General features: G+C 73.2%; 17 protein-coding genes. 10 read left to right on the forward strand and 7 right to left on the reverse strand.

From position 1 onward, the window contains the following. Positions 1–82 precede the first annotated feature (82 nt). Together PJ985_RS17300 and PJ985_RS17305 are read left to right on the forward strand one after the other, a co-directional pair. Positions 83–826 (forward strand): TetR/AcrR family transcriptional regulator, encoded by a 744-nt coding sequence (locus PJ985_RS17300; protein WP_271684701.1) that lies wholly within the window; start codon positions 83–85, stop codon positions 824–826. A gap of 152 nt (positions 827–978) precedes the next feature. After that, the gene (locus tag PJ985_RS17305; protein ID WP_271684702.1) at positions 979–2,187 is read left to right on the forward strand and encodes an ROK family protein; all 1,209 of its coding nucleotides are present in this window, start codon (positions 979–981) and stop codon (positions 2,185–2,187) included. A gap of 148 nt (positions 2,188–2,335) precedes the next feature. On the opposite strand, the gene PJ985_RS17310 is transcribed toward PJ985_RS17305, so the two are convergent. Then, positions 2,336–4,015 (reverse strand): bifunctional 3'-5' exonuclease/DNA polymerase, encoded by a 1,680-nt coding sequence (locus PJ985_RS17310; protein WP_271684703.1) that lies wholly within the window; start codon positions 4,013–4,015, stop codon positions 2,336–2,338. A gap of 168 nt (positions 4,016–4,183) precedes the next feature. Here PJ985_RS17310 and PJ985_RS17315 point away from each other — a divergent pair, with 168 nt between their 5' ends. Further along, entirely contained in the window at positions 4,184–5,332 is a 1,149-nt protein-coding gene (locus tag PJ985_RS17315) for a PLP-dependent cysteine synthase family protein (RefSeq protein WP_271684704.1), read from the forward strand. Positions 5,333–5,339: 7 nt separating this feature from the next. On the opposite strand, the gene PJ985_RS17320 is transcribed toward PJ985_RS17315, so the two are convergent. Then, entirely contained in the window at positions 5,340–6,167 is an 828-nt protein-coding gene (locus PJ985_RS17320; protein WP_271684705.1) for a DeoR/GlpR family DNA-binding transcription regulator, read from the reverse strand. Positions 6,168–6,351: 184 nt separating this feature from the next. Here PJ985_RS17320 and PJ985_RS17325 point away from each other — a divergent pair, with 184 nt between their 5' ends. Beyond that, a complete protein-coding gene (locus tag PJ985_RS17325) occupies positions 6,352–8,700 on the forward strand; it encodes a hypothetical protein (protein ID WP_271684706.1) in 2,349 nt (782 codons plus the stop codon). Positions 8,701–8,704: 4 nt separating this feature from the next. Here the strand turns inward: PJ985_RS17325 and PJ985_RS17330 are convergent, their stop codons facing one another. Both PJ985_RS17330 and PJ985_RS17335 read right to left on the reverse strand, forming a co-directional pair. Beyond that, positions 8,705–11,155, reverse strand: coding sequence for a right-handed parallel beta-helix repeat-containing protein (locus PJ985_RS17330; protein WP_271684707.1), 2,451 nt, complete (start codon positions 11,153–11,155; stop codon positions 8,705–8,707). A 149-nt stretch (positions 11,156–11,304) separates the two neighbouring features. Continuing rightward, a complete protein-coding gene (locus tag PJ985_RS17335; RefSeq protein ID WP_271684708.1) occupies positions 11,305–11,784 on the reverse strand; it encodes a DUF6643 family protein in 480 nt (159 codons plus the stop codon). A gap of 246 nt (positions 11,785–12,030) precedes the next feature. Here PJ985_RS17335 and PJ985_RS17340 point away from each other — a divergent pair, with 246 nt between their 5' ends. After that, positions 12,031–12,831: a glutamate racemase gene (locus tag PJ985_RS17340; RefSeq protein WP_271684709.1), complete on the forward strand. Its 801-nt coding sequence runs from the start codon at positions 12,031–12,033 to the stop codon at positions 12,829–12,831. 51 nt (positions 12,832–12,882) lie between these two features. Further along, positions 12,883–13,365: an NUDIX hydrolase gene (locus PJ985_RS17345; protein WP_271684710.1), complete on the forward strand. Its 483-nt coding sequence runs from the start codon at positions 12,883–12,885 to the stop codon at positions 13,363–13,365. A 21-nt stretch (positions 13,366–13,386) separates the two neighbouring features. Here PJ985_RS17345 and PJ985_RS17350 read toward each other — a convergent pair whose 3' ends face one another. The 3 genes from PJ985_RS17350 to dhaK form a co-directional block, all read right to left on the reverse strand. Next, complete coding sequence (locus PJ985_RS17350) at positions 13,387–13,839, reverse strand: PTS-dependent dihydroxyacetone kinase phosphotransferase subunit DhaM (RefSeq protein ID WP_271684711.1); 453 nt, start codon at positions 13,837–13,839, stop codon at positions 13,387–13,389. Continuing rightward, the gene (gene dhaL / locus PJ985_RS17355; RefSeq protein WP_271684824.1) at positions 13,829–14,440 is read right to left on the reverse strand and encodes a dihydroxyacetone kinase subunit DhaL; all 612 of its coding nucleotides are present in this window, start codon (positions 14,438–14,440) and stop codon (positions 13,829–13,831) included. Before dhaL ends, PJ985_RS17350 begins: the two co-directional genes overlap by 11 nt. Positions 14,441–14,507: 67 nt before the next feature. Next, entirely contained in the window at positions 14,508–15,500 is a 993-nt protein-coding gene (dhaK, locus tag PJ985_RS17360; RefSeq protein WP_271684712.1) for a dihydroxyacetone kinase subunit DhaK, read from the reverse strand. 313 nt (positions 15,501–15,813) lie between these two features. On the opposite strand from dhaK, the gene PJ985_RS17365 reads away from it, so the two are divergent. The 4 genes from PJ985_RS17365 (at position 15,814) to PJ985_RS17380 (ending at position 21,643) form a co-directional block, all read left to right on the forward strand. After that, the gene (locus PJ985_RS17365; protein ID WP_271684713.1) at positions 15,814–17,319 is read left to right on the forward strand and encodes an MFS transporter; all 1,506 of its coding nucleotides are present in this window, start codon (positions 15,814–15,816) and stop codon (positions 17,317–17,319) included. 150 nt (positions 17,320–17,469) lie between these two features. Beyond that, positions 17,470–18,510: a ketoacyl-ACP synthase III family protein gene (locus tag PJ985_RS17370; protein ID WP_271684714.1), complete on the forward strand. Its 1,041-nt coding sequence runs from the start codon at positions 17,470–17,472 to the stop codon at positions 18,508–18,510. Then, positions 18,498–20,009, forward strand: coding sequence for a class I adenylate-forming enzyme family protein (locus PJ985_RS17375; RefSeq protein ID WP_271684715.1), 1,512 nt, complete (start codon positions 18,498–18,500; stop codon positions 20,007–20,009). Before PJ985_RS17370 ends, PJ985_RS17375 begins: the two co-directional genes overlap by 13 nt. Then, positions 20,006–21,643, forward strand: a complete 1,638-nt coding sequence (locus PJ985_RS17380; protein ID WP_271684716.1) for a phosphopantetheine-binding protein — start codon at positions 20,006–20,008, stop codon at positions 21,641–21,643. The genes PJ985_RS17375 and PJ985_RS17380 overlap by 4 nt, the downstream gene beginning before the upstream one ends. Positions 21,644–21,649: the final 6 nt, after the last annotated feature.

Consider the following 21,649-nt stretch of genomic DNA (forward strand, 5'->3'; position numbering starts at 1 on the left):
CAGTGTGGCACCTGCGGCCGCCCGGAGCAAGAGCAGTGCTCTCGTTCTGGGCTGCTGATCCGATCGGTGGCACACTGGCCGCATGACAGTGCTCAGAGGGGCCAGGGAGCGGGCCCGGGCCGAGGTCACCGCGGCCATCAAGGAGGAAGCGCGGCGGCAGCTTGCGGAGCAGGGGGCGGCGAAGCTCTCCCTGCGGGCGGTCGCCAGGGAACTGGGGATGGTCTCCTCGGCGCTCTACCGCTACTTCCCCAGCCGTGACGACCTGCTCACCGCGCTGATCATCGAGGCCTACGACGCCCTGGGCGCCGCGGCGGAGGAGGCCCTGCGCTCGGCGGGCCGCACGGCGCCGGCCGTCCTGCGGTGGTCCGCGGTCTGCCGTGCCGTGCGCGGGTGGGCCGTGGCGCACCCGCACGAATACGCGCTGATCTACGGGTCGCCGGTCCCCGGCTACTCCGCCCCGCAGGCCACCGTCGGTCCTGCCTCCCGCGTCGGTCTCGTCCTGGCCGGCATCGTGGGTGACGCCCGGGCCGACGGGGTGCTGCGCGAGCCGGACGGTGCGCCGGCGCTCCCCCCGGCGGTGCGAGGGGACATGGACCGCCTCACCGCCCTGCTGGGTACGGATCTGCCCGCCGGGACCGCCGCCGGACTCATCACGGCCTGGGCAGGGCTCTTCGGCCTGATCAGTTTCGAGATCTTCGGCCAGTTCCACCGGATGGTCGATGCCCGGGACGCGTTTTTCGCCAGTGCCGTCGCGCAGTTGGCCGCGGGGGCCGGTCTGTCCGGTCCGGGCACCGGCACGGTCCCCGGCGACCGTGCGGGGTCCTGAAGCCGCTGCGGCCTTCTGCTCGTGCCCCGGCATCTGTGCCCTCCCGGCCCAGCCCACACGGCGATGCAGCGCCAACCATGTCGCTCGGGGCGGATGGGGCCGGTGAGCGAGGGTGGCGGTCCTCGGGAGAGAGACGAAGCGAGAATGGGCGGGTGACCCAGACTCGTATCAGGCCGGACAGAGGCCGCAGCGCACTCGGCCCCGCTCTGCAGCTCGTGCACACCGGCCGGGCTCCCACCCGTGCGGTTCTCACCGCTGAACTCGGGGTGACCAGGGCGACGGCCGGCGCGGTCGCGACGGAGCTCCAGACGCTCGGCCTGATCACCGTGGACCCCCGGCCCGGAGCAGCGGCCGGATCCCAGGGGCGGCCTTCCCACCGGCTGACCATCGCCGCGGACGGGCCGGTGGCGCTCGCCGCCCAGGTGCACTCCGACGGCTTCCGGGCGGCGCTCGTCGGGCTCGGCGGGCAGATCGTCGCCACCGCACCCGGCTGTGTGACCGTGGACGCCGATCCCGCGCAGGTGCTCGGGCAGGTGGTGGAGGCAGGAGTCCGCCTCCTCCGGGAGACCGGACGGCGCTGCATCGGCGCCGGCCTCGCGGTGCCCTCGGCGGTCGCCGAGCCGGAGGGCACCGCGCTCAACCCGCTGCACCTCGCCTGGCCGGCGGGCGCACCGGTGCGGGAGGTTTTCCACCGCTGCCTGGCGGAGGCGGGCATCGACGCGGAGGGGCACTGCGGGAACGACGTCAATCTCGGTGCTCTGGCGGAGCATCGGCACGGGGCCGGGCAGGCTGCCCAGCACCTGCTGTGCGTCGCCACCGGGCACCGGGGAGTCGGCGGCGCACTGGTGGTGGACGGCCGCCTGCACAGCGGGAGCTCCGGACTCGCGCTGGAGGTCGGCCACCTCACGGTCGACCCCCAGGGCCGGTCCTGCCACTGCGGCAGCCGCGGCTGCCTGGACGTCGAGACCGATCCGCTGGCCCTGCTGGAGGCCGCCGGGCGGGAGCCGGGCCCACAGGGCTCCCTGCTGGACCAGGCCGGCGCCCTGGTACGGGCGGGGTGTGCCGAGGACGAGAGGGTGCGCGCCGCCGTCCGTACCGTCATAGACCGGCTCGGCCGGGGCCTTGCCGCGCTGGTCAATCTCTTCAACCCGGACCGCATCATTCTCGGCGGTCTGCACCGCGCCCTGCTGGAGGCCGACGCCGAACGGCTGCGCGCGGTGGTCGCCGACCACAGCCTGTGGGGCCGCAGTGGCAGCGTGCCGATCCTGCCGTGCAGCCTGGCCCACAACAGCCTCGTGGGGGCCGCCGAACTGGCCTGGCAGCCGGTACTCGACGACCCGTCGGCCGCCCTGGCCGGGTGAGTCCGCGAAGCCGTTCCCCGGAGCGGGACGCGCCCGCCGTCACACCGCTGCGTCGCGTGGTTCCGGCGACGGGCGGTGTCGGCCGTCCTCGGGGAGCGGCCGGCCGGTACCCACGGTGCCGCGCCCTGCCCCGCAGGGGGCAGGGCCCTCAAGCGGCGTCGCAGTAGCGCTTCACCACCGCCGTGCTGAACGGGAACCGCACGGGAGTCCGGCCGAACGTGAGGTCTCCCGCCGTGTCCCCCGCGGCCGCGATCGCCTCCGCCACCGTCGCGCTCTCCGTCTCCGGGCAGTGCACGATCACCTCGTCGTGCTGAAAGAAGACCAGCTCGGCGCGCATGCCGGTGAGCGACCGGCGCAGTGCCGCCAGCATCAGCAGCGCCCAGTCGGCGGCGCTGCCCTGCACCACGAAGTTCCGGGTGAACCGGCCCCTGGCCCGGCCGGCTGCCGAGCCGCCCGGAGAAGCCCCCTCCGGGGCCGTCTCCCCGGCGCCGGGCTCACCGCCGGGCGGCGGACACGTCCGGCCGAGCCAGGTACGTACCAGTCGGCCCTGCTCACCTGCTCGTGCGGCGTCGTCCACCAGGGCGACCGCCGCGGGGAACCGGCGGCGCAACTGCGAAAGATGGCGGAGACCGCCCCCATGGGTCTGCCCGTAGACCGCCCCCAGCAGGGCGAGCTTGGCCTCCTCCCGGTCACCGGTGAACGCCCGGCCGGACAGGGCCGTGTACAGATCGCCCGTGCTGCCTGCCGCCTCCATGAGCCCGGGGTCGCGGGAGATCGCCGCCAGCACGCGCGGCTCCAGCTGGTCAGCGTCGGCAACCACCAGGCACCACCCCGGGTCAGCCACCACGGAGCGGCGGAGGACCCGGGGGATCTGCAGGGCACCGCCGCCGTTGGTCGTCCAGCGCCCCGAAGCAGCCCCCGCGGGGACGTACTCCGGGCGGAACCGGCCGCCGCGCACCCAGGTCCGCAGCCAGGTCCAGCCGTGCGCGGTGTACAGCCGGTAGAGCTTCTTGTACTCCAACAGCGGCTCGACCGCCGGATGATCGATGTCCCGCAGCTCCCAGGCCCGGGTGCTGGTGACCGCGAAACCGGCCCGCCGGAAGGCCGTGACCACGTCGGCAGGCAGGTCCGGGCGCACCCGTTCCCCGAAGGCATCCGCCACCTGTGCCGCCAGCTCTGCCAGCCGCCGTGGTTCCTGTCCTCCGGCGTACCGTGGTCCGAGCAGCTCGTCGAGCACCTGCCGATGCACGTCGGCGCGCCACGGCAGCCCGGCCCGTCTCATCTCCGAGGCGACCAGGGCGCCCGCCGACTCGGCGGCGACCAGCAGCCGCATCCGGCCGGGATGCGCGGTCAGTTCGGTACGGGTCAGCTGGGCGGCGTAGACCTCGAGCAGTGACTCCAGGGGGTCGGCGTCCGGCGGCAGGGGCACCGGCCCCGTTTCGAACAGCGCGGACTGGGCGGAATCCGGCAGCCGGGAGGGAGCATCCGCCGGAACCGGCAGACCGCGCAGCCGGGCCCGGGCGGCCGGCAGCGACCGCGGGCTGCCGTGCGCTCCCTCGTGGCCGAGCAGGAGAGCCTCGGCCGCCTCGATGTCGTAGCACCGCTGCACCCGGAGCCCGGCGTCCAGCAGCCGGGGGTACGGCCCGGCCGTCGACCGCCAGATCCATCGCCCGGCGCCCGGCCGGGAACGCACCGCCTCCACCGGCCCGGCGGCCCTTTCGACCGGCCCTGCGGGCCGGCCCCGGCCGTCGACGGGGCAGAACCTGACCTCTCCGTCCTGATACTCCGCCAGTGCCCACCTGTCCGGCGGCAGCGGCTCCTGGCTCATGGCAGCAGTGTGCCAGCGGCCACCGACAGCCGCTTCGGCCGCTGACGAGGACCTGCGGTCCGAAAGGCGGCCGTGAGCATCGTGATGCAGCCCCGCGGGGGATCGCCCGCCTGAGATGCCGCCCACCGCACCGGACCTCAGGCTTCCGGCGGTCGTTATGCTCGTCGGGTGCACACAGATCGGGCAGGCGGGAGCGAGCCCTCCCGTGCCGGAGCCGCCCCGGACACCCTTGACGTCGACCGCAGCGATCCCGAGTACCGGGCCTGGCTGAAGGAAGCAGTGCGCCGCGTCAAGGCCGACGCCAACCGCAGCGCGGACACGCACCTGCTGCACTTCCCGCTCCCGGACAGCTGGGAGATCGACCTCTACCTCAAGGACGAGTCCACCCACCCCACGGGGAGCCTGAAGCACCGGCTGGCGAGGTCGCTCTTCCTGTACGGACTGTGCAACGGCTGGATTCGCCCCGGCCGTCCCGTGATCGAGGCGTCCAGCGGCTCCACCGCCGTGTCCGAGGCGTACTTCGCCGCCCTGGTCGGGGTGCCGTTCATCGCCGTCATGCCGCGGACGACCAGTCCGGAAAAGACCCGGCTGATCGAGTTCCACGGCGGCCGCTGCCACTCGGTGGACGACCCGCGCACGGTGTACGAGGTGTCCGCCCGGCTGGCTGCGGAGACCGGTGGCCACTACATGGATCAGTTCACCTACGCGGAACGGGCCACCGACTGGCGGGGCAACAACAACATCGCCCAGTCGATCTATCAGCAGCTCGAACGGGAGCGGTATCCGGAGCCCGCCTGGATCGTGGCCACCGCCGGCACCGGCGGGACCTCGGCGACCATCGCCCGTTACGTGCGCTACATGCAGTACGACACCCGCGTGTGTGTCCCCGATCCGGAGAACTCCTGCTTCTTCGACGGCTGGGTGAGCGGAGATCCGGGTGCCGTCAGCGACTGCGGCTCGCGGATCGAGGGCATCGGCCGGCCCCGCATGGAGCCCAGCTTCCTGGCCTGCGCGGTCGACCGCATGATGAAAGTCCCGGACGCTGCGAGCATCGCCGCGGTGCGCGCACTGGAACAGGCCATGGGGCGTAGAGCCGGCGGCTCGACGGGCACCGGGCTGTGGAGCGCGCTGAGAATCGTGGCGGAGATGCTCAGCGAAGGACGCACCGGTTCCGTCGTCACCCTGATGTGCGATCCGGGGGACCGTTACCTCGACAAGTACTACTCGGACGCCTGGCTGGCGGACCAGGGCCTGGACATCCGCCCGCACGCGGCGGCCATCAGCACCTTTCTGACCACCGGCGGCTGGGCGGCCTGAGCGCCGCTCAGCCGGGCCCGGTGCCGGCAATCACCAGCTCGGGCAGGCGGTCGGCAAGTTCCGCCCGGACCTCCGCCGACAGCCCGGCGTCGGTCACCAGCACGTCCACCTGGTCCAGTGTGGCGAAGGAGCTCAGCCCGGTGGTCCCCCACTTGGTGTGATCGGCCACCACCACCACCCGGCGCGCCGCACGCACGAAGTGCCGGTTCGTCTCGGCTTCGGCGATGTTGGGAGTGGACAGGCCTGCCTCGGCCGAGATGCCGTGCACTCCGAGGAACAGCACATCGAAGTGCAGGGAGCTGATCGCGGCGTCGGCGACCGGCCCGACCAGGGCATCGGACGGTGTCCGCACGCCGCCGGTCAGCACCACGGTGGGCCCGGGCGCCGTCCGCTGTCCGCCCTGCGGCCGCGCCGCGGCGTCGTGGAACACATCGGCCACCCGCACGGAGTTGGTCACCACGGTCAGATCCGGCACCTCGAGCAGCAGGCGGGCGACCGCGAACGTGGTGGTCCCGCCGGACAGCGCGACCGCGCTCCCCGGCACCACCAGCGAGGCCGCAGCGCGGGCGATGTCGCTCTTCGCGGAGAGTTCCAGCGCCGACTTCGCCTCGAACCCCGGCTCGTGCGTGCGGCCCTCGGACAGCGGCACGGCCCCGCCGTGCACCTTCTCCAGCGAGCCCTCACGGGCCAGCACGTCCAGGTCACGGCGGACTGTCATGTCCGAGACCTGGAGTATCCGCGTCAGCTCACTGACCCGGACGCCGCCTCTGCGGCGCACCTCGTCCAGGATGAGCGCCCGCCGCTGCCCGGCCAGCAGGTTCTGGTTGTCGCTCACCGTGACTCCGTCCTTCCGCCGCGAGGCCCCGACCGCGGGCACATCCTCGCATGCCGCGGCACCCCGCGCCCGACCGGCCGCCCGGCCCACTCCCCGCGGCCCGGGTGGCCCCGCCGGGCGGCCAACTGCCATGCTGGCGTGGGGAACAGCGGGGATACGGGGAAGCAGGGGGAGGGCGGCAACAATGAGCACCGACGGTGCGGCACCGCGGCAGGACGACGCCGGCCCGCTGAGCGGAACAGGCCGGAAACCGCCGCCCGCGCTCGAGCTCCTGGTGCACGGAGTCGGCGGTGCGACCCCGCAGGACATGCTGGGAGACCCTCGCACCACCCGGATCACCGGAGACGGCACGGCCAGCATCCACCGGCGCACCGACGACCGTGCCGACCGGCCCTGGGACAACGGCGAACCGCTCCGCGAGGCCTACTCCTGGTCCAACCTGACGTCGGGAAACGGAGCCCGGGCCCTGTGGCTGCTGTTGCTGCCCTTCATGATCGCCAACGTGGCGCACTGGATGCGGCCGGCGACCCGCGGGCATCACCGCACGCACCACGTCTACGACGTTCTGGTACGGCTCACCGCGCTCTCGCTCACCGTGCTGATGGTCGCCGGTGCCTGTGCCGTCGCTCTCGACCTCGTCGCCTGGCAGTGCGCCGGGTCCCTGCGGTGCGCCGCGGACAGTTCGTGGCTGGCCTCCCTGGAGGCCGAGGAGGGCTGGTGGGCCCAGCCGGGCCGCCGGCTGACCGTCGCCGCCGCCCTGCCGGTCCTGCTGACCGGCCTGCTGTGGTGGCTCTCGCACCGCACGTGGAGCGCCTACGAGTCGGCTTACCCGCCGGTGCGGGACCGCGGCCGGGGCGAGAAGCGCGCCGCCGGCCTGAGCCTTCCCGGGTTCTGGTACGGCCGGGGCATCGTCTCCCGCCTGCGCGCCGCGCACACCGCGGCCGGACTGCTGACCGTGTCCACCGCCCTGCTGGCCGCCACCCGGCAGTACGACGGCGGACCGCACGGAGCCCCGGTGACAGCGGCGGCCGGCCTCGTCCTGGGCATACTGTTACTGCTCGGCTGGGCGGGGGTGGTGCTGCTCGTCTCCCGGCACGGCCGTACCGAGAAGGAGCTCGACGAGCAGCCCCTCCCCGCCGCCGCCAGGGGGCTTCCCCGGGCGTCTCTGGCCCTGCTGGCGCTCGTCCTGGTGCACACCGGCTGGGATCGCCCCGGCTGGGAGGCGGGGGGCGGTCATCCGGGCGGTGAGGTCTTCTCCGCCCTCACCGTCCTCCAGGGGGCGCTGGTCATCGGGCTGGCGGCGGCGGCCCGCAGGCTGCACCGGCTGGCTCCGGAGGAGGACCGCGGGGCCCTGTACGGTCTCGGCGGGCCCGCGGTCGCCATGATGGCCTGCGCGCTTGCCGGGGTCTTCACCGCGGGCGTGGTCCAGCGCTGCGCTGCCTGGCTCGACCCCGGTGCCGTGGCGGGCAGTTCCGAGACAGGGATCGCCGGTCCTCCGGTCCTGCTCAGCTGGCAGGCCGCCGTCGTACCGGCCCTGCTTCTGGTGGTGGCGGTGTTCGCGTCGGTGGCCGTGGCCAAGGTGGCAGCGGCCACCCGCCGGCTGGCGCCCGGCATCCCGGAGAGATACCCGGGGGAGCCCGTCCGGCCGGACGAGGAGCGCAGCGCGCGGGTGGCCGCGGCCACCGCCAGGGCCGGGCTCACCGACTCGGCCCCCGGGCTGGTGGGCTGGACCTGTGCGGTCTCTCTGCTGCTCGGAGTGGCCGCGGTGGCCGGGGCCGGGCTGACCGGCCGCACCCCCGGGGAGCTGGCCCGGGTCCCGGCCGCGGTTTCCGGCTTCGCCGCGCTCTCCCAAGCTGTCGGCTCCTGGCTGCTGGGCTTCGGCGTGCTGCTCCTGCTCACCATGGGCCGCCGTGCCTACCGGGACGCCTCGGCCCGCCGCACCGTAGGGATTCTCTGGGACGTGGGGACGTTCTGGCCGCGGGCCGCTCATCCTTTCGCGCCGCCCTGCTACGCCGAGCGGGCCGTCCCGGACCTGTCGTGGCGGATGGCCACCTGGGTGGACACCACCGGCGGCCGGATCATCATCTCGGGACATTCCCAGGGCAGTGTGCTGGCCGCGGCGGCGGTCTGGCAGCTCGACGCCCCCACCCGCAGCCGGATCGCCCTGCTCACGTACGGGTCCCCGCTGGAGCGGCTGTACGGGCGCTGGTTCCCCAAGTACTTCGGTCCCACCGCCCTCCGGGCGCTGCGGGCGGACGTGCCGTGCTGGCGGAACCTGTGGCGGGCCACCGACCCGATCGGCGGACCGGTGCGGGTCGGCCCGGGTGACGGCTGCCCGGAGGTCGACCACGACCCGCTGCTCGACCCGCTGTACTACGGCCGCAACCTGCTCCGTCCACTCCCCGAGCCGCTGCTGGGACACAGCGACTACGCGGCCCATCCCGCGTACGAGGAGGAGCGCGCCCGGCTCTACCGGCGGCTGTGCCCGGGAGCGGAGTCCGTGCCGGAACAGGCCCGCGAACGGCCGGGCTGACACGTCACTGCGGGTGCTGTCCGGGGAGGTCCTCCGGGTACAGCAGCGTCAGCTCCGCGGTGCTCGGGTCCGGCAGCTGCGCGACCCGGCCGGCGTGGCGCTCCACCATCGACTCGAAGGTCTGACGGGCGGTCCGGCCGTTGCCGAAGGAAGGGCCGCGGGGGAGCGCGGCGAAGTGCTTCAGCAGCGCCTCCGCGGCCCCCTCTGCCAGGTCGTACTCCTGTTCCCGGGCCTGCTGCCGGACGATGCTCAGCAGTTCCTCAGGAGAGTAGTCGTCAAAGGTGATGGTGCGGGAGAAGCGGGAGGCGACGCCCGGGTTGACGGCCAGGAAGCGCTCCATCTCGGCGGTGTACCCGGCGACGATGACCACCACCTCGTCCCGGTGGTCCTCCATCAGTTTCACCAGGGTGTCGATGGCCTCCCGTCCGAAGTCCCGGCCGGCGTCCTCGGGGGAGAGCGCGTAGGCCTCGTCGATGAACAGCACCCCGCCCCGGGCCCGTCCGAAGGCCTCCTGGGTCCGGATCGCGGTGGATCCGATGTGTTCGCCGACCAGGTCGACCCGGGACACCTCGACCAGATGCCCCTTGCTGAGCACCTCCAGGGCGACCAGGATCTCCCCGTACAGCCGCGCCACCGTGGTCTTGCCGGTGCCGGGTGATCCGGTGAAGACCAGATGCCGCCGGACCGATGCGGCCTTGAGCCCTGCCTCGAGGCGCCGCCGCCCCACCTCGATCATGTCGATCAGGGCGCGCACCTCGCGCTTGACGGTGTCGAGACCCACCAGCGAGTCCAGCTCCGCCAGCACCTCGTGGGACGGCCGGTGCTCCGGTGCGCTCCGCGGAGCCCCCGGGCCCGCGGGCGTGGGGCCGGCCTGGGCCGGGACCGCGGCCGGCGGGGCCGTCTCCGGAGCCGCGGTCAGTATCCCGCCCGAGGCCGCCGGCGCGGCGACCGGGCGGGCGCGCTCCCGCGCCTCCTCGCCCGGGGCGCCGCTCTCGTCGCTGCGGCAGTCAGCCAGCACCGGGCTGTCCTCGGCGAAGACGTAACCACCCCGGGCACAGCGTTCGGTACGGCAGCGGGTGAGCTCGGTGCGGCAACCGTCGATGATGTGGAAGCCGTACCCGCGCGAGCCGGTGATCCGGCAGTCGGTGAAGGAGCCCCGGCCTCCGGCGGAGACGTACACCCCGGCCTCGCCCGGAGCCGTGACCGTGCAGTTCTCCACGGCCGGATCGGCTTCCTTGGTGACGATGAAACCGGTCGTGGCGTCCTCGACGGTGCAGCCGATCACCGTGCCGCCGCTGCCCGGGTCGCGGAACCAGGCTCCTGTGCCGACCTCCCGGATCCGGCAGGCGTCGAGACGTACCGCGGCCCCGTCACTGACCGATACGGCGGAACCGCGCACGTTGCTGATGTCGCTGTCCACCACATCCGCCCGGGAGCCGGAGTCCAGCAGGAACAGCGCGTCCGGGACGTGGCGCACCCGGGACGCCTCAAGCACCACGGTGGCCCCGTCGCTCACCCAGACCGCCGGATAGTCCCCGGTGCTCTCCTGGATCTCGCAGTGATGGGCGTCCACATGCGTGCCCGGGTCCCACACCGACAGGCCGTTGCGGCCGAATCTGCGCACGCTCGAACGCACCAGCGTCAGCACCGAACGCGACCGCAGGTCCAGACCGTTCTCCGGGATGTCGTGCACCTCGCTGTCGGTCAGGGTCAGCACCGAATCGGTGTCCATGGTGATGCCGTCGCCGGAGGTCCCGCTCACCCGGCAGTCGGAGAGGTGGGCGGTCGCGCGGTCGGCCAGCTGCACCCCGGTGCCCTTGATCCCGCTGATCTCGCAGCCCACCGCGTCCACCGTGCTGCCCTCGCCGGTCACGGCCAGCCCGGCACCGACGGCCCGCCGGACCCGGCAGCGCTCGAGTCGCAGCCGGGCCGGCCCGCGGACCGCGATGCCCGGCTGACCGGCAGCGGTGACCTCGCACTCCTCGAAAAGCCCTCCCGCTCCACCGGCCACCCCGATACCGGTACCGGCCGGGTTGTCGACCGTGCTGCGGCGCACCGTCGGCCGGGCGTCCCCGCGGACCTCGATGCCCGTGGCGGACGAGGTGTGCACCCGGATCCCGGCCAGCTCCGGGGAACTGTTCTCGATGAGCACGGCGGGTACGGCGACGTCCTGTCCCTCGATGCGCAGCTGCTCGACCGTGGCCGAGCTGCGCACGGTCAGCGGCACCCCGTCGGCGGGCGCGATCCGGGCGGCTCCTTCCCCGGCGTCCTCAGGACCGCGCACGACGACCGACTGCTCGATGACCAGGTTCTCCCGGTAGACCCCCGGTGACAGGACCAGTACGTCACCGTCCGCCGCAGCCGACAGGGCTTCGGTGACCGAGTCGTAGAGGGCGGTCCGGCGCCGCCATCGTGATGTTCCGGTGTGCGTCACCTGCACGGAGCCCTGTGCCATGGACCGTTGTGCCCCAACCTCTTGTGAACCGAACACGTTCTCGCGCGTGCTGCGTTGTCACGCCTGCTGAGGGACCACCGTAGCGTGCGCCGGGCAGATGGGATGACCGGAACGGCTGCGAGCCGCTCCGTTCCCCGGCAGCGGGACGATCAGTAGCCGTAGCCGGGCCGCTGCTGGTACTGCGGGTACGGCTGCTGGCCGTAGGGATCCGGGTAGGAGGAAGGCATCTGCTGCGGAGGTGCGGGGCGCGGGGCGGCCGGCCGCATCGCCTGCTGCGACGCGGGTGCCTGCGGCGCCGGATACGCGTAGGACCGCGGGGCCGCCTGCTGCTGCGGCACGTACGGCGCCTGCGGCTGGGGCGCGGGGAAGGACGGCCGGGCGGCGGTCATCTGCTGCCCGGGGTAGTGCGCCGCGGGCTGCGACGGTCCCGACGGCAGTGCCGGGAGCGCGGGCAGGGCGACGTGCGAGGGGGCCTGGTACGCGGCCGGTTCGTACACGGAGGGCACCCGGATGGGAGCTATCTGCGGGGTCCCTCGTTCTGCCACCAGGCTGTCGTAGATCGGGGTGTCCGGGAAGGGCGGGGGCGGGGAATAGTAGCCGCCGGCGTAGGACGAGCGCGGGGAGGTCATGTTCCATAAGTTAAGCCCACGATGTGCTGATTGGGGAGACCGGCCGACGCCTCATTTCCGGGGGTCGGGCAGCTCCTGCGCTGACAAAACGAGTGAAATACTGAAAAAGAGGCAAGTTGCGGCCGGATCGGTGGGCGACAAGCCCTGGAACGTCCACCGGCGGTCAGGCCGCTTTCAGCCCGCGGGCCGGTGCCGGGGAGCGGCAGGGATGCCGGGTCGCACCCGCACCCGCGTACCCTTCACTGCGTGAAGATCGCGCTTGTCGACTCCGGTATCGGGCTGCTCGCCGCTGCGGCCGCGGTGCGCCGGCTGCGGCCCGACGCCACGCTCGTGCTCTCCGGAGACCCGGACGGCATGCCGTGGGGGCCCAGGAGTCCCGAGGACATCACCGCCCGGGCCGTCCGGTGCGCCCGAGCCGCCGCCGCGGAACGGCCCGATGCTCTGATCGTGGCCTGCAACACCGCCTCCGTGCACGCGCTGCCCGCGCTCCGGGCGGAGCTGGAGCCCCGGATACCGGTCATCGGAACAGTGCCGGCCGTCAAGCCTGCCGCTGCGGCGGGCGGCCCGCTCGCCATCTGGGCGACGCCCGCGACCACCGGGAGTCCGTACCAGCGCCGGCTCATCGAGGACTTCGCGTCCGGCGCACCCACCGCGGAGGTTCCGTGCCACGGGCTGGCCGCCGCCGTCGAACGCGCCGACGGCACCGCCGTCGCGCTGGCCGTGAAGGCCGCCGCGGCGCTGACCCCGGCAGGGACGCGGGAGCTCGTCCTGGGCTGTACCCACTACGAGCTGGTCGCAGCCCGGATCCGCGAGCAGCTCGGCACGGTCACGCTGCGTCCGGTCACCCTGCGCGGTTCCGCGGAGGCGGTCGCCGCACAGGCGCTGCGCCGCATCGGAGCCGCTCCAGCCCCCGACGCACCGTCCACCGGCGGCCTGGTCACCCTCGCCGGCGGCCTTCCGGGGACGCTGCCGGAAGCGGTACTGGCCTATGCCGAGGGCCGGCTGCTGCTGCCGGGCAGCCCCGCCCCGTCCACTGCCGGCGGCTGAGCGGCACCGGAGCGGGTGTCCAGCGGCAGCCCAGCCCTTAAGCTCGAAGGCATGGCTACCCCCGGGTTCATCCGCCGGCTGCGGGAACGCGTCGGTCACCAGTTGCTCTTTCTGCCCGGGGTCAGCGCCGTGGTGCTCGACGGCACGGGCAGGGTGCTCCTCGGCAGACGGGCGGACAATGGACGCTGGTCGGTCATCGGGGGCATCCCCGAGCCGGGTGAGCAGCCGGCCGAGGCGGCGGTGCGCGAGGTGTACGAGGAGACCGCGGTGCGCTGCGTGGCGGAACGGGTCCTCATGGTGCAGACCCTGGAACCGGTGCAGTACCCCAACGGTGACCGTTGCCAGTATGTGGACGTCGCGCTGCGCTGCCGGGCGGTCGGCGGCGAAGCGCGGGTCAACGACGAGGAATCGTTGGAGGTGGGCTGGTTCACGCTCGGCGCGCTGCCCCCGCTGGCGGAGTTCGCCCTGACCCGGATCAAGCTTGCCACCGCCGACGACCACGTCTGGTTCGAACCCGCCGGTTACGGGAGCTGACCGCTCCCGCAGCCGGAGGGCTCAGGTCTTGCGGTAGTCGTACGCCTCCCCGGCGGCTGCGGCCACCGCCTCCGCCGGGGCGCCCGCGGAGGCGGTCACCACAGCAGCCACCGCCCCCTCCACGAAGGGCGCGTCCACCAGCCTCGTGCCGGGAGGCAGTTCGTCCCCTTCCGCGATCAGCGCCTGAACGGTCAGGACCGCGCTGCCCAGGTCCGCCAGGACCGTGACCCCTGCTCCCCGGTCGGCTTCGCGTGCCGCCGCGGTGATCTGCTCCGAGCTGGTGCCCAGACCACCGTCCGGGGCGCCGCCCGCAGCGGTCACCGGCGCTTTCCTGCCCCCACCGGCAAGCCCGAGGGCCAGCGCCGCCACGGACTCGGCGACTTCCTTGCTGTGCGACACGAGGACGATGCCGACCAGACCCGGCTCCGGGCCCCCGGAGGTCGGCGCCGCTCCCGCAACCGCTTCACCGGACATCCGCTGCCACCTCCGCCAGGGTCGCGAACAGGAGGGCGGAGGAGGCGGCGCCGGGATCCTCGTGCCCGATGCTCCGTTCACCGAGGTAGCTCGCCCGTCCCCGACGCGCCAGCAGGGGGATCGTCGCCTCCGAGCCTTTCGCGGCCGCCTCGCGTGCCGCCTCGACGGACTCCGGCAGCGCGTCCACCCCGGGAGTCAGCGCGTCCAGCATGGTCTTGTCCCCCGGAACCGCGCCACCGAGCTGCCCCACCGCATCGACTCCGGCGCGCAGGGCGGCGCAGAGGCCGGGCCCGTCGACCCGCTCCGCATCGCCCAGCGCCTTGCCGGTGCTGCGCAGCAGCGTGCCGTACAACGGTCCGGAGGCCCCGCCGACTTTGGCGACCAGTGTTCTGCCGGCCTCCTTGAGTACCTCGCCCGGGGTGGCGGGCGGGGTCTGCGTCAGGGAGACGGCCACCGCGGTGAAGCCGCGCCGCATGTTGCTGCCGTGGTCCGCATCGCCGATGGGGGAGTCGAGCTCGGTCAGCCGCGAGGCCTCCCGGTCGACGGCCGCCGTCATCGCTTCGAGCCAGCGCAGGAAGAAACGCGCGTCCATCTCCGGCATCCCGCTCACCTCTCGTCCTCCTCGGTCCCACGAACCGTTGTCACCATCCATGGCGGCGTCCCGCCCGTTAACAGCCCCAGCGCAGACTCGCGGTGCGCACCGGGGCGTCCCACAGACGCAGCAGCTCCTCGTCCACCTGGCACAGCGTCACCGAGCAGCCCGCCATGTCCAGGGATGTCACGTAGTTCCCGACGAGCGTACGGGCCACCGGGATACCGCGCTCGCCGAGCACCCGGTGGACTTCCGCGCTGAAGCCGTAGAGCTCCAGCAGCGGAGTGGCACCCATGCCGTTCACGAGGGCGAGCACCGGCCCGTCCGGCTGCAGGTCGGCCAGCAGCGCCTCCACCGCGGCATCGGCGATTTCGCGGGAGCTCATCATGGCCCTGCGCTCCCGTCCGGGCTCTCCGTGGATGCCGATGCCCAGCTCCAGTTCGTCCGCCGGGAGGTCAAAGGTGGGGCCGCCCTTTGCCGGTGTGGTGCAGGCGCTCAGCGCGACCCCGAAGCTGCGGCACGACTCCGACACCTGGCGGGCCACGGCCGTCACCCGGTCCAGGGGGGCGCCCTCCTCGGCCAGAGCCCCGGCGAGCTTCTCCACGAAGAGGGTTCCCCCGGTGCCCCGCCGTCCGGCGGTGAACGAACTGTCGATCACCGCGACGTCGTCGTGCACCAGCACCTTGGCCACCTGGAGACCCTCGTCCTCCGCGAGTTCGGCGGCCATGTCGAAGTTCAGCACGTCACCGGTGTAGTTCTTGACCACGAAGAGCACGCCCTGCCCGCTGTTCACGGCGGCTGCCGCACGGGCCATCTGGTCGGGGACCGGTGAGGTGAACACCTCTCCCGGACACGCGGCATCCAGCATGCCTCTCCCCACGAAGCCGCCGTGCAGCGGCTCGTGACCCGAGCCGCCCCCGGAGACCAGTCCGACCTTGCGGGGCACGGGGGCGTCCCGCCGCACGACGACACGGTTCTCGACATCGACCGTCAGGTCGGGATGGGCGGCAGCCATCCCCCGCAGTGCGTCGGAGACCACGTGCTCCGGCCCGTTGATCAGCATCTTCATCGGTCTCTCCTTGAAGGGGAACTCCCGCTCCGGGCGGGGAGGACGTCAGCAGGTCTCCGGACGGTCACCGGGCCGGTGGACCGGTGCGGGGTCGATGGGCCGGTGGAGTGACGGACAGCGTGGCGGGTGCCGTGCGCCGCGCTGCGCGGGCGGCGGCGGGAGCGCCGCTGCGCCCGGCGCCCGTCCCCAGCCTACGGACCCTCGGGCTGCCCGGCACCTTCCGCGCCGTACCGCCCGCCAGGGCGCAAGTACCGCCTAAGCACCGTGTGGGGCCATGGGGTTTCCCTCCGCAATGCTGACGAGGAGCTCAGTGGTGACGACGACTGCCGTAACCCTCCCCACCCCCACGGACACGTTCCAGGACCGCCGTCGCTGGGCGGTACTGGCGCTGATGGGACTCGCTCTCTGCGTCGTGGTGCTCAACAACTCCGCGCTCAACGTGGCCATCCCCGCGATGATGCGGGACCTGGAAGCCGATCTGCCGACGGTTCAGTGGATCATCGACAGCTACTCGATCGTCTTTGCCGGCCTGCTGATCCTGGCGGGTGCCTGCTCGGACCGCTGGGGCCGTAAACGCATGACCCTCGCGGGTCTTCTGGTGTTCGGCGCGGCATCGCTGCTGTCGGCCTTCTCCACCGAGGCCTGGCAGCTGATCGCCCTGCGCGGCCTGCTCGGCGCCGCGGCTGCGCTGGTGATGCCCGGCACCCTGGCAATCCTCCTGCACGCTTTCAGCAAGCAGGAACGGGCGTTCGCGATCGCGGTGTGGAGCGGAATCGCCGCGCTGGGGATCGCGCTCGGACCGATTCTGGGCGGCCTGGTGGTCGAGCGAGCCGGTTGGTCCGCGGTCTTCCTGCTCAACGTTCCGCTGGTCGGGGGGGTCCTGATCGCCTCGGCCGTGCTGGTGCGGGAGTCCGCCGACTCGCACCGCCGTCCGGTTGATGTCCTGGGCGCGCTGCTCTCGGTGGTGGCGATCGGCGCGCTCGTGTTCGCCGTCATCGAGTTCGGGGCGCCGGACACCCCGGGCTGGATCGTGTCCGCTTCTGCGGCGCTCGCCCTGCTGGCGACAGCGGCCGTCGTGCTCCGGCTGCGCTCCGCCCGGTATCCGCTGATCGAGCTCTCGCTCCTGCGCGACCGGCGGTTCGTCGGCGCGGCGATCAGCAACATGCTGCTGTTCTTCGGCCTGGCCGGGTCGCTGTTCGTGCTGACCCAGCGGTTGCAGTTCCAGCTGGGGATGAGCCCGCTCACCGCGGGCCTGGCGGTGGGGCCGATCGCGCTGACCGTCGCCGCCGCCTCGGCCTGCGCGCCCCGGCTCGCCCGCCGCATCGGCCCGCGGTACGCGGTAGGTGCGGGTATGGCCCTGGCGACCGCCGGCTTCCTCTCACTGGGCTGGTCGGGGCACGACTATCCGGTCATCGTTCTCGGTCTGGTCGCCGTGGGCATCGGCTTCGGCCTGGCCGCCCCGGTGGCCACCGCAGTGCTGGTCTCCGCGGTGTCCCAGGACCGGGCGAGCTCCGGGGCGGCGCTCAACGACACCATGCAGGAGATCGGCTTCGCCCTGGGAATCGCGGTGATCGGTGCCACCCTCAACCGGTGGTATCTCGCGGCGGCCGGTGAGGGCGGAGGGAGCACGTTGTACGAAGCCCTCACGACCGCTGAGCTCCTCGGCGGCCCGGCCGGCGCGGAAATCGCCGAGCAGGCCGGAGCGGCGTTCGACCGGTCCGGGGCGGTCGCGCTCACGCTGGCCGCTGTGGTCACCGCCGCCGGCACGCTGATCGCCGTGCGCCTGCTCCCGTCGGCCGGCCGGGACCGGGGTGCCTGAGGGCTCTGCCGAAGGCGACGCGGGTGTCCGCCCCCGCACCGCCTTCGCGACGCGGCAGGCGAGCCCTAAGACCCGCCTTAGCCGTCCCGCCGATCCTGGACCGGCAGCCGATACGCGCCACCGCGCCGGTCCGATGCTGAGGAGCACGACATGCAATGGGACAACATCTACATCGCCGGTCTCGGCGTCTACCTCCCCGAGCCGGTCGCTGCGGCCGACGCGGTCGCCGCAGGCGAGTACGACGCCGAGGAGTCCGAGGCCAACGGCATCATCTCGGTGCTGGTCGAGAAGGAGAAGGCCGCCCCCGAGATGGCGGTGCTCGCCGCCCGCGACGCCCTCTCCCACTCGACGGTCGAACCCTCCGACGTCTCCCTGGTCTTCCACTCCAGCCTCTGGTACCAGGGGGTGGACATGTGGCCCGCGGCCTCCTACGTCGCGCGCTATTCCGTCGGCAACCTGGCCACTGCCTTCGACCTGCAGCAGCAATGCAACGCCGGGGTCGGTGCCATGGACCTCGCCGCCTCCCGGCTGGCCTTCGAGCAGGGCGGTGCCGCTCTGCTGACGACCGGTGACCGGTTCTGCCTGCCGGGCGTGGACCGCTGGCGCACCGAGCAAGGACTTCCGTACGGCGACGGCGGCGCCGCCATGGTGCTGTCCACCGAGGGTGGTTTCGCCCGGCTGCTGTCGACCGCGACAGTGTCCGACAACGGCCTGGAGCAGGTGCTGCGCGGACCCCGCTTCCATGACACGTACCAGCCCGGCCCGCTCGACATCAGCAGCCGGATCGCCCATCACTTCGAGAACCACGGGGGCATGCGTGCCTCCACGGTGCGCCTGGCCGACGCGGTCCGCAGTGCCGTCACCCAGGCCCTCGCCGACTCCAAGACCGAGCTGTCGCAACTGGGCGGCGTGGTGATCCCGGCCGCCGGACGCGCGAAGCTCGACTGGCAGCTGAGCCAACTCGTCGGCGTCGAGGAGCACCAGACGACGTGGCCGTTCGCCCGGACCCACGGCCACCTCGGTGCCGGCGACCAGTTCGCAGGGCTGCGTCACCTGCTCGTCGAGGGAGTGGTCACCGCCGGCGACCGCGTGCTGATCGTGGGCGGCGGCGCCGGACTGACCTGCACCTGCGCCGTCGTCGAGATTCTCGGCGGACTTCCGGCCGCGACCGAGCGGACGTGGCCGCAGTGACCCCGGCACCGGTGACCACCGCCGGGTCCGTCACCGCAGTCCTGGACGACGCGGTGCGGGCCACCCCCCACGCCCCGGCCGTGCGTGATGCCACGGGTGCCTGGACCTACGCCGAGCTGGACACCGCCGCCCGTTCCGTCACGCACAGCCTTATCCGGGCCGGAGTCCGGCCCGGGGACCGGGTCGCCCTGCACTCGCGCAACCGCCGCGAACTGCCCGCGGTCCTGTTCGGGGCGGCGCGGGCCGGGGCGGCCCTGGTCCCGCTGAGTCCGCACCTGCCCCCCGCCGGGCTGTCGTCGGTGCTTGCCGACGCGGTCCCCGCCGCGCTGCTGGCCCCCGCCGACGGACGCTCCGCGCTGCCCACCGTGGACTGCCCGGTCATCAGCCTGGAGGACGCGGTGTCCGGCCCGGCCCAGGGCAGCGGCCCGGACGCCGCCTCACCCGACGGCACCGCGCTGCTCATCTACACCTCCGGCAGCACGGCCGCCCCCAAGGGAGTGGTCTGCCCGCACCGGGCGGTGGACTTCGCCGCCCGGGCCATCGCCGCCCGGCTGGACTACCGGGCCGACGACGTGATCCTGGTCGGCTCCCCGATGTCCTTCGACTACGGTCTCTACCAGATCCTGCTGTCCGCCCTGGCGGGTGCGGAGCTGGTTCTCACGGACGCCGACGACCCGATCGGCATGCTCCGCACCCTCCGGGCGAGCCGGGCGACCGTCGTACCGATCGTGCCCTCCACGGCGAGGATGCTGGTGCGGCTGGCCAGGCGTGGCGAGCCGCCCCGTCATGTCCGGATGTTCACCAACACCGGTGCCGCCCTCACCGCCGCCGACATCGAGGCGCTGCGTACGACGTTCCCCTGCTCGGCGGTCGTCTCCATGTACGGCATCACCGAGTGCAAGCGCGTCACGGTCGCGGGGCCGGATGCCGACCGGGAGCGCCCCGGCACGGTGGGAACCGCCCTGCCGGGCACCACCGTGCGGATCCTCGACGAGGCGGGCCGGCCGGTGGGCCCGGGAGAGCCCGGCCGGATCGTTGTGAGCGGACCGCACGTCATGTCCGGGTACCGAGGCGCCCCGGAGCTCACCGCGGAGCGGTTCGACCGTGACCCCGAGTCGGGAGAACCCCGCCTGCACACCGGCGACTACGGGCACCTGGACGCGGACGGTCACCTGTACTTCCACGGCCGGCGCGACGACCAGTTCAAGCGGCGCGGTGTCCGGACGAGTGCGATCGAGATCGAGACCGCGGCCGCGGGCGTGGCCGGCGTCCGGGCGGCCGCGGCGCTGCCCCCCGAGGGGGAGTACGACCTCGAGCTCGCTGTCGTGACCGACCGGTCCGCCGACGCCGTGCTGGCCGGCCTGCGGGAACTGCTGGAGCCCGGCAAGGTGCCCGCCCGCTGCCACCTCGTCGAGGATCTGCCCCTCACCCCCAACGGCAAGACTGACAAGAAGCGGCTGCGGGAACTCGTGCAGCCCGAGACCGGGAGCGCCCAGTGACCGACCATGAGGCCCTGCTGGCCGCCTACGGCAGCCCGCTGTACGTGTACGACCTGGACCGGGTGCACGCGGCACTCGACTCCCTGCGCACCGCGCTTCCCGCCCCGAGCACCCTGCTGTACTCGCTCAAGGCGAACCCGCACATCGATGTGGTGCGGACGCTCGTCGCCGGCGGCTGCCACGCCGAGGTCAGTTCCACGGGCGAGCTGACGACGGCCCTCGCCGCCGGGTGCGAGCCAGGGAACGTCTTCTACACGGGCCCCGGGAAGACCGCGGAGGAGATCACCACGGCGGTCAGCGCCGGGGTGGCCACCTTCTCCGTCGAGTCACCGGTCGACCTGCGCCGGGTGGCCGCAGTCGCCTCCGGCCTCGGGCGGACCGTCGACTGCGTGCTGCGGGTCAACGGATCGGACGCCCCCGGCAGCGCCGGGATGCGGATGACGGGGGAGTCCTCCCAATTCGGCACCGATGTCGAGGTTCTCCTGGAGCGCCGGGCGGAGCTGCACGCACCGGAGACCGACGGAGCCAGGGTCGTCGGCTTCCACTTCTTCCCGCTGACCAACGCCGCCGATGAGGCCGGGCTCGTGGCCGAGATCCAGGGCAGCATCCGCGCCGCCGCGCGGCTGAGCGCCGAGCTGGGCATCAGCCTGCGCCTGCTGGACCTGGGCGGGGGCTTCGCCTGCCCGTTCGCCCAGGAGGGGGAACGCCCCCGCTACCCCGGACTGCGGGCACCGGTGGAGCAGGCCCTCGACGAACACATCCCCGGCTGGCGTGACGGATCCACGACCGTACTGTTCGAGAGCGGCCGGCACCTGGTCGGGGACAGCGGGACGCTGCTCTGCACGGTCAGCGACGTCAAGGACAGCCGCGGCACCCGGTTCGCCGTGCTCGACACCGGCATCAACCACCTCGGAGGGCTCTCCGGGATCGGGCGCCTGCTGCCGCTGTCGGCTGTCCCGGTCCGGTCCGGCAGCGCACCGGCCGCCGCCGGCCGGGGCGAGAAGGTCCGGCTGGTCGGCCCGCTGTGCACCCCGGCGGACACGCTCGGCCGCGGGGCCCCCGAACTGCCTCCGCTGGCTCCCGGCCAGGCCCTCGCCATCCCCAACGTGGGCGCCTACGGTGCGACGGCGAGTCTGATCGGGTTCCTCAGCAGGCCGGCCGCGGCGGAGGTGGTCCTTCTCGGCGGAGAGCCGGTCTCCGCCACCCGTCTGGAGCTGAACCGGGTGGCGGTTCCCGCCAGGGCAGCAGGCCGTGCCGGGGACGCTGCGGTACCCGCGGAGGGAGCAGAGCGCTCCGCCGCAGGACCGGTGGTGCTGAACGGCGCATCCGCGGACGGCACATCCGTGGACGGCGCATCCGTGGACGGCGCATCCGTGGACGGAAGTCCGTGGGACGAGCGCTTCGCCAAGGTTCTCGGCACGGTACTGCCGCGGCTGGGCGCCGGGGCGGACCTGACATCGGACAGCAGCCTGCGGGCAGCCGGTCTCGACTCACTCGCCCTCGTGGAGCTCCTGGTCCAGCTCGAGGAGGCGTACGACGTCACCATTCCCGATGACGCCCTCGCCCCTGAGGTGTTCGCTACTCCGGCCACCCTCTGGGAGCTGCTTCAGGAGGTCCGGGGCACCAGGGTCTGAGTCCGG

It is taken from the genome of Streptomyces sp. ACA25 (genome assembly GCF_028200735.1).
Lineage (GTDB): Bacteria > Actinomycetota > Actinomycetes > Streptomycetales > Streptomycetaceae > Streptomyces.